This is a genomic window from Clostridia bacterium, assembly GCA_014360065.1.
Taxonomy (GTDB): Bacteria; Bacillota; DSM-521; order Neomoorellales; family JACIYF01; genus JACIYF01.
In genome coordinates this window covers 1-8,430 of the sequence record JACIYF010000107.1, presented here as the reverse complement: position 1 = coordinate 8,430, position 8,430 = coordinate 1, and the positions used below count along the sequence as shown (strand labels likewise).

The following is an 8,430-nucleotide window of genomic DNA, read 5'->3' as shown; positions in this document are numbered from 1 at the left end:
CTCAGCCCATAGAGGGCCAGGCACAAAAACACATATGGCGATGTGAAGACTTTGGTTATAATGGCCACCAAGGAGAAACCCCCTCCAGGTGCTTCTCCCATCATTCCTTTCTTCATGGCCAGTTGAGCCAAGCCGCCCAAGATAACGCTAGTAAGTAGAATGACGTACTGCTGCATTTTTTCAACTCCAGTTCTGCCCAACCAACTCTTTTACATTTCTATGCCGCCTCGACATTCTGCCGCTTCTCCCGCCAAGCTAGAAGGCATAAAGCAAAACCACTACCGTGAGCAGCCATAAAATCAAGTTTACTATGGTGGGCACATCTGTCAATAGAATTTCCTCGGGGTGGCCGCCGATATCCTTTTGCTGGACCAAATAAAGGTAACGAAATAGGCCATAGATCACGAAGGGAATGGTAAGCATTAGCTCTGACCGGGGGCTGGCCAGGAAAGTATAAAGGCTGTAGGCGACGATGGTAGCGGCGGAAATGATGGTCACCATCTGGTCCAGAAGCGGCACCGAATAAAAGTCCAGCACCTGGCGGTGATTGCCGGCTTCAGCGGTCAATACCCGGAGCTCGTTCCGGCGCTTGCATAGGGCCAAGAACAATGCCAAAAGCAGGGTGCAGACGAAAAGCCAAGGGGAAACCCGCACCTGGATAGCCAGGGCCCCGGCTACCACCCGTAGCACAAACCCGGCCGCCACGATAAATACGTCCAGGAGAAATGCGTTTTTAAGCCAGAGCGAATAGGCTAGGTTGATGGCCACATAAAGCAAGAGGATTAGCGCCAGGTCAGTTTCCAACCAAAAGCTGCCCACTAAAGCTACTGCCAAAAGTGCTGCCAGAAAGGCCCAGGCCTGTCCGGGGGAAATAATGCCGGCAGCCAGAGGGCGGTACTTCTTCTTGGGGTGGAGGCGGTCGCTTTCCATATCCGCCAAGTCGTTAAAAACATAGACCGCGCTTGAACCCAGGCTGAAAAAGATGGCAGCTAAGATTACCGTCGCCAGCGGCCGGGGGCTAAAAAGGTTGCCGGAAAACACTAGGGCGGCAAAGAGGAAACCATTTTTGGCCCATTGCTTGGGGCGGGCAAGCCTGATGAGGGCTTCCAGTTGCCCCCGGGCTACCCCCGAGGCGCCCGGGCGGTCAGGGCTGCTGTAACCGCGCGCTTCTGCCGTTTCCACCACACCCTTCCGGCGCTAATATACGCCATACCTACTAGACGGTCAAGCCTACCCGGTCGGTTCCAGCTGGTTCCTTGGTTTCCGGTGATGAAAACGGCGTGCGCACAAATGACCTCAGGCGCGGCCGGCAGCCGCACCCTTGGCGCTAGCCCGGCCGGCCTCGCTCTTATTGCCAGCTAGTATATCAGCGTCCAAGAATCGTTGCCATCCCCGTTTGGCAATTTCCTCGGTTACCTTGTTCATGTCTCGGCAGCGCCGCTTGTCGGCTACTAGCAGCGCTGAGGCCGTGTCCACTACTAACGCTTCATCCAGCCCAAAAGTTACTACCAGCTTGTTGGGGTTGTCGGACCAAATGATGCTATCGCAAGTACTGATGGGTATGCACCGTCCCTGGGTCACGTTTCCCTTGTGATCCGGCGACAGAGATCGGGCAACTGCCGTCCAAGAGTCCAACTTATCCCAGGCAAACTGGGCAGCGATAGCCCAGACATTGTCGGCCTTTTGCAGGATCCCCTCCTCGATGGAGGTGTTGGGCAGGCTGCTGAAGCTTTCCTCCAGTGCCGGCTCCAGCTCCAGCGTTCCTATGGCTTGACGGACCTGCTCCATCCCTTGGGCTAGATCAGGCAAGTAGCGGGCTATGGCTTTCTCCATGGATCCTAGGCGCCAGGCAAAGATGCCGGTGTTCCACAGGTGCTGGCCCGATTTGAGGAAGCTCAAAGCCTGGCCCATGTCCGGCTTTTCAATGAAGGCTTCGGTGAGATAAAGGTGGTCCTTATGTTCGGCCGGGCTAAGCTGGATGTAGCCGTAGTTGGTTTCCGGGCGGGTGGGTTTGATCCCGATGGCCACCAGATCCCCGGTGGCACGGGCGGCATCGACGGCTAAGCGTACGCTCTCTGCAAAGCCGGCCTGGTCCCGAATAATGTGATCCACCGGCAAGACCACCATCACCGGGTCTGACGCCGGCGCTGGCGATGGAGCGGAGGCCAATGCTGGCGCTGGTGCTGTTCCCGGCGCTTGCGCTGGCACTCCTGGCGCTTGCGGCTCAGCTGGCGCTTGCGCTGGTAAGGAGGGCTTTATTTCTCGGTTGGCGGTTAGATAGGCGATGGCCAGGGCAATGGCAGGAGCGGTATCCCGGCCTACTGGCTCGGCCAAAATATTTTCTTGGGGCAAATCTGGCACCTGCTCCTGTACCAATCCCACATGCTGCTTTCCGGTTACCACATAAATGTCCTCTATGGAAACTAGGAGCTTAGCTCGCTTGACTGTCTGCTGTAGCAGGGTATCAGGGCCGGCCAACGCCAAAAATGGCTTGGGCTTGTCTTTGCGACTGCAAGGCCACAGGCTCTTGCCCAAACCTCCTGCCAAAATGATCACTTTCAAATCGCCCATGCTAACGCCCCCTGGATTAGGATGTGATATGCAACCGTCGCCGTGCCGTCAACATGAAGCTAGTCAACTGAACTAAACCAGAACTAAACCAGTGTACTATATCCTGTATAATTGCTTGCAGAAGTTAATTCGCTTTTTAGGGCGCAAATTCCTGCCAGAACTCTGCCTATACCAATCTAATTGGCCGTGCCTGGTACTTCCATTATGAAACATTCGTTGTACTTGGGCAAGTCCTATGATACAATTAGCCAGAATATGGTAGGGAGGTGGGTATGGTGTTTGGCGATGCCAGGCGGGTGAGGGCCGGGGATATCGGTAGGGGTAGGGGCAGGATCATGGGCACGGTTAAGGCTGGTCTGGTGCTGGCTTTGGTGCTGGCGCTAGCGCTTGGCGCTGCCCTAGGGGGCTGCGGTAGGGACAAAGGAGCTGGCCAGGCCGGGGCCAATCCTCCGGCTAGCGGCCAACCGACACCGCCGGCGGGAGCGTCTCCCTCCGATGCCAAGGGGGATGCAGGTGGTTTGCCGGCTTTAAACGATCTTTTGGCCCGGGGCAAGCAGGTGAAGAGCCTTTCTTATGACTACGCGATCACTTCCGGTGGCCAGACGGTCAGCGGCAAGATGTGGATCTCCGGCAACAAGATTCGTACCGAGGCTGTGGTCCAGGGGCAAAAAATGGTCAACATCCTCGACGGCGACCAGAAAGTAGCCTACAGCTACCAGCCGAACCAGAAGGTGGCCATTAAGTTCGATTACTCCCGCTATGTGAAAGACAACCAATCTGAGTCGCCCAATACCCCAACCGACTTTAGCCAGCGCATCGATCCCAATGTGGCCAAGATCCTGGGAACCCAAAACTATGAAGGCGCTCCTTGCCTGGTGGTGTCCATCGAGGAGCCGGGCAAAGAACCCCTGAAGATGTACGTCAACCAAGAGCACGGCATTCCTGTCCGGGTGGAGACCAACGGGCCCCAAGGGAAAGTGCTGATAGAATATAAGAACCTCAAGGTGGGGCCTATATCCGAAGACATGTTTAGGATCCCGCCTGGGGTACGGGTGAACGACCTCAGCCAAACCATGAAGTAAGCCCGGACAGCCGAGTCTAACTTCCAGGTCCTGGATGGAAGGGAAAGCGAAGCGAATGCCGAATTCTATCATGGTTGGGCCGCCAGGGCTATCGCTCATGGGCGCTAAAGCTCATCCAATCGCTAGGGTATTGACAATGATTGCCGGGTCGTATTGCCGATGGTATGGTGGTAGCGCCGGATGGCTTGATAGAGGATATTCTTAGGGGGTACATGGATAGATGGGGGAGAAGCCAACTAAAGACCAAGAGCGGGCCCGGCGGGTCCGCCTCAATCCGGACAAGGTCATGCCTTGGACTAAACGGGGTGATGCTTCCGCTGCCCAGGAGGAGGTGGCAGCTGCCGGCACCGGCCAGCGGCCGGGGCGGGGAACTGTCGCCAGCCGCGCCTCGGGAGAAGTAATTAGCCTGGCTCGGCCTGCTTCCGGCCGGAAGAAGGCGGAGCGGGAGGCGGCCGCCAGGGGTCATGGCGGCCGCAAACCTGAGGGCTACAGCCGAAGCGGTAGCCGCTTGACTAGCCTGGACGGGGGCAAGGTAGCCAAGGGCAAAGCCAAGAGCAAGGCGGCTCAGGGGGGCAAAGCCACCTACCGAGCCAAGGGCAAAAAAGCCCGGAGCGGCCGCGGTGCCAAAGGTAAGGTCGCGGCCTTCACCGCCCTGGGCCGGGCGGTGAAGGCCGCCCTATCCCCCGTGGGCCGAGCTGCCAAGGCGGTGGGCTCCCTGCTGGGCCGGGGTCTCGGCAGGGCGGGGGCAGCATTGGGCAAGGCCGGACGAGCCTTAAGCGAAAGGATGCTGGAAGGGGCCGAAAGGGTATTCGGGTCGCCAGCGGAGGCTCCAGAAAGGGTGCTGCCGCGGCGGGAGCGCCGGGAGGCGGAGCGCCGAGGGCTGGATGTCCGCGAGCTAGCTAAAGAGGCGGCCGGCCTTGGGCGGGAGGCGGCTGCTTCCCCTCGGGAAAAGCTGCTTGAGCTCAACTGGCCCTTCCTGGTTAGTTTCTTTGGCCTGGGAGCGCTTCTCCTCTTCCCGCCGTATTTCCGGGGACTATTCTTCCCCAAGGAACAGGAATGGGCGCTTTTAGGAGCGGCCGTGGTGGCACTAGGGTGCCTTTGGTGGCTGGTGAGGCGGCGAGATTATGATTTTCTCTCTCATCCTATGGATTATCTGGCTTTGGCGGTGCCGGTGACCTATATAGCCTCCGCCTTTGCTGGCCCGGCTTCCCCGCGGCTAGCGGTAGACGGGGTAATCAAGGTGGTACTCTATTTCTTGGTCTTTTGGACGGCTTCGCGCTTAGCTATCACCCAACCGCGGCGGTTGGCTTTCTTCAACTTTGCCTACCTGGCAGTGGTGGGGGTGGCAGCTGCCGGCTTTTTGACCGCGGTGGGCGTGGTCCATATCAAGGACGGCTTTGTCAACGGGCGGATTTTCTCCACCATGCAGTACCCCAACTCCTTGGCTGCGTACCTGGCGGCGGGGAGCTTTTTAGGTTTCTACCTCTGGGGCCGGACCCGGGAGCGGTGGCGCTGGGTTTATGCCTTGGGCAATTATCTTCTGCTCCTGGTCTTTGTCTCCACTCTGTCCCGAGGCGCTTTCTTGGTGTACCCGGCGGCGGCCCTGATCTTCTTGATTTTTGTCCCGGGAGAAAAGCGCTGGTGGTGGGTAAGCCACGTGATCCTGGTGGGAGCGGCGGCGCTCCTGGGGAACTGGCGCCTGCTTGCCTTTATCCAGGCTGGCAAGATGGGCTGGGCCTGGGGATGGCTGGGCCTCGGAGCCGGCGCGGCCCTGGTGGGGGAACTGCTCCTTTTGGCTGCCCAGAGGATATTGAGCGGTAGGTTAAAGATGGCGCCTGGCCGAGCTGGTGGGGTGGTGGCCGCCATCTTGGTGGTGGTGCTAATTGTTGGAGCTGTAGGTTTTGCCTTGACTAGGCCGGCGCAGCCGGTGCCAGCGGCTGGGCCGGGAGCCCCGAGCGGGCAGGCTGGCGGTCAAGCCGCCCCAGGCCAGACTACCAGTGGCGGGACCGCGGCCAGCCCACAACCAGCTGGTGCTAAGGGTATATTGGAGCGCTTCTTGCCGCCCCAACTGGCCCAGCGCTTGGAAAGCATCAATATCGGTGAACGCAACGCTTCTGAGCGCCTGTATTGGGCGGGAGAAGCTATCAATATGATCAAGGAACGGCCTTGGTTGGGTTGGGGCGGAGGCGGCTGGGAAGCGGCTTATCGGGCCCGCCAGTCTTACCTCTATTCCTCCACCCAGGTGCACAACGACTGGATCCAGTTGGGGGTGGAAACCGGAGCCCTAGGCGAGGCAGCCTGGCTGGGGTTGTGGATAGCTTTCCTTATAGTATCGCTGCAGAATTGGCGCCGCTACCGGCGGGAGGCCAAGGTGGCCGGAGTGGCTAGTGCCACCAGCCCGGCCGGCACCGCTGGGATGGCTAGCCGCCCTGGCCCGAGTGGCGCTACCGGTGCAGCCGGCGCCAGCGAGGGTCAGTTCCAACAGACTGCCCTTACCGTAGCTGCCTTAATGATCGGCGGCCACGCCCTCATCGACTTTGACCTTTCCTTGGGGGCAATCTCCATCCTCCTCTGGTGGTGTTGGGGAATGACCCGGGGCGCGGCCCGGGCCGGGAGGCGGACCGACAGCCAGCTTGAGGCCAAACGGCGGCAGCAGCCGGGTTACAGCTGGCTTGGCCAATATTGGCCCCAGCTTGTACCGGTGGCCTTGGTGGTAGCCATAGCGGTGGTCTTACCGGTAATGTTTTTGGGCGGGCAGTCGGCGGCGGCCCAGGGGGAAAAGGCTCTGCAGAGTAACCAGGTGGCTACTGCCCAGCAAGAGCTGTCTCGGGCCACCAAGTACAATCCCTTTGATCCCCTGTACCGGCTTCAGCTAGCCCAGGTCATGATCATGAGCGGCGATGCGGCGGCAGCCGATGCCCAGCTGGCCCGGGCTGAGGCTCTGGGCCGCTACGATTGGGGCATCCATGCGGCTATAGCTCAGCTCGAGTGGATGAGCGACAAGCGCGAGCAAGCGGTCAAGAACCTGGAGGCGGCCCGGGACAACTGGCGTTGGAGCACCCAGCCTTGGGAGGACCTAAGTGAAGCCTACTTGGTAAGCGGGTTGAGCCTAACCATGGATGCTCAAAATGCTGAAAACCCGCCCAAAGAAGAGCAAAAGCCAGCCCCATCCCCGAGCGATAAGACCACCAAGCCCAACGCTGAGGTTAAGCCGGCCCCAGAAGCTAAGCCCGATGCCCAATTGGCCAAGTCGCTCCGGGAGCAGGCCAAGGGGTATTTTGAAAAGGCCCAAGGGGTACCAGCCGCCATCGAAAAGCAAATGGCTAGCCTTTCGCCTCGGGCCCGGCAGCTTTGGGAGACCGGGACCCAGCCCTTGCTCGCCCCTACGCTGCGGATGCGCGCCAACGCGGCGGTGGCGGGGTATTATTTGACCGGCGATGCCATTAAGGCCGACCAAGAGTTGGCGGCGCTGCAAAAGCAGGCGGAGCAGGCCAAGGACGCCTTTTCTCAGAGCCAGATCCTGGTTTGGCGGGCGGTTCTAAAGGAGCAGGCCGGAGACTCCAAAGCGGCTACAGGGTTGCTGGACCAAGCTGAAAAATTGGCTCCGGGAAGCAAGCAGCAATTCGATCAGATTAAGACCATAAAGCCGCTTAAACCGCTTCCGGCCAAACCCTAATTGGCAGCATAAGGGAAGGAGGGGCTCCGGGTGGTTCGTGGTGCCTGATGGTTGCCCGGTGCGCCTTAAGGATCTTGGGGATCTGGGAATGGCCGGTTGATGGTGCTGACGGCAAAAAGGCAAAGGGTATAAAGCCCGGCTGGCAAGGTTAGTGACCTTACCAGCCGGGCCTTTTTGTTTAATCGTTGCCGGCCTTATTTATGCCCCTCCCGGTAATATTGACTGCGAACATATGTTTGCCTTAAAGTAGATAACAGGTTAACTCGGACATGGGGGTGAAGTTCAGGTTGTGGAACTTAGGCGAACAATGGCGGCAGCTCTGTTGTTTAGTGCCGGTTAGTACAGCTGAAAGCGGGAACATCACTGAGGTATGGCTGGAAGGCGGGGAGAGAATACTGGAGCCGCGGCGAGTCAAGACGGTCTTAAAGGGGCTGGCCCGCCATTTTGCCGTGGATTTGAGCGCCTGCCGGGAGAGGTATGCAGCGGTCGACGGCCACAAGCGGACGGTACCGCTGGTGCTGCACCCAGACCTGGTTTTAATTGCGGTAAAGAGCCGGGTTCCAGCTACCAAAGATGAAGGGGCGACTGCCTATGTGGCCCTGGATAAGGTGGCCAGCTGCCAGGAATTGGAGGATGGAGAAGGGGAGCTAGGGACCCGGTCCCAATTGGTGTTTCGTGACGGCAGCGTCCTCTACTGCCTCTACAGCCTGAACACCCTGCGCAGCCGGCTCAATGGCGCCGAGGCAGCCCGGCGCCAATACTTGAGCCTGCATTTGCCCCTGGCCCGGGAGGTGCTGCCGCAAGCCCAGGAGGCGGCGCCATTAGGGTCAAGGTCAGCTCGGCGCACCTACCATCTGAGGTCAGCCGCGTCCTATCTTCGTACTTCAAACCACCTGGGGCCTGAAGCAGGTTCCAGCACCCGGTTGGCTTGGAGGGTAGCGGAGCGGTCCTTTAGTCGTCGCCCCATTGGTGGAAAATAGTACCATGCCCCGGCACCAGCCTGGTCTCTTCCCCAGGCGGTGGGTTTTCATGGTTCCCGTCCTGGTTAGCGCAAGGATGAGCAAGTTTTGATAATTAAGGTTTGGGCGGCCGAGCGAAGCT

At 59.3% G+C, this 8,430-nt stretch carries 6 protein-coding genes; 3 read left to right on the top strand and 3 right to left on the bottom strand.

What is annotated here, in order from left to right; translation table 11 throughout:
* The 3 genes from H5U02_12395 to H5U02_12385 all read right to left on the bottom strand — a co-directional run.
* A partial coding sequence (locus H5U02_12395) for a hypothetical protein (GenBank protein ID MBC7343217.1) occupies nucleotides 1-176 on the bottom strand: 176 nt, incomplete at its 3' end.
* 79 nt (nucleotides 177-255) lie between these two features.
* Complete coding sequence (locus H5U02_12390; GenBank protein MBC7343216.1) at nucleotides 256-1,182, bottom strand: decaprenyl-phosphate phosphoribosyltransferase; 927 nt, start codon at nucleotides 1,180-1,182, stop codon at nucleotides 256-258.
* 114 nt (nucleotides 1,183-1,296) lie between these two features.
* Nucleotides 1,297-2,571, bottom strand: a complete 1,275-nt coding sequence (locus H5U02_12385) for a mannose-1-phosphate guanylyltransferase (protein ID MBC7343215.1) — start codon at nucleotides 2,569-2,571, stop codon at nucleotides 1,297-1,299.
* A gap of 272 nt (nucleotides 2,572-2,843) precedes the next feature.
* Between H5U02_12385 and H5U02_12380 the strand changes: the two genes are divergently transcribed.
* The 3 genes from H5U02_12380 (at nucleotide 2,844) to H5U02_12370 (ending at nucleotide 8,309) form a co-directional block, all read left to right on the top strand.
* Nucleotides 2,844-3,653: a hypothetical protein gene (locus tag H5U02_12380; GenBank protein ID MBC7343214.1), complete on the top strand. Its 810-nt coding sequence runs from the start codon at nucleotides 2,844-2,846 to the stop codon at nucleotides 3,651-3,653.
* 220 nt (nucleotides 3,654-3,873) lie between these two features.
* The gene (locus H5U02_12375; protein ID MBC7343213.1) at nucleotides 3,874-7,329 is read left to right on the top strand and encodes an O-antigen ligase family protein; all 3,456 of its coding nucleotides are present in this window, start codon (nucleotides 3,874-3,876) and stop codon (nucleotides 7,327-7,329) included.
* A gap of 287 nt (nucleotides 7,330-7,616) precedes the next feature.
* Nucleotides 7,617-8,309, top strand: a complete 693-nt coding sequence (locus tag H5U02_12370; protein ID MBC7343212.1) for a hypothetical protein — start codon at nucleotides 7,617-7,619, stop codon at nucleotides 8,307-8,309.
* The last annotated feature ends 121 nt before the right edge of the window (nucleotides 8,310-8,430 follow it).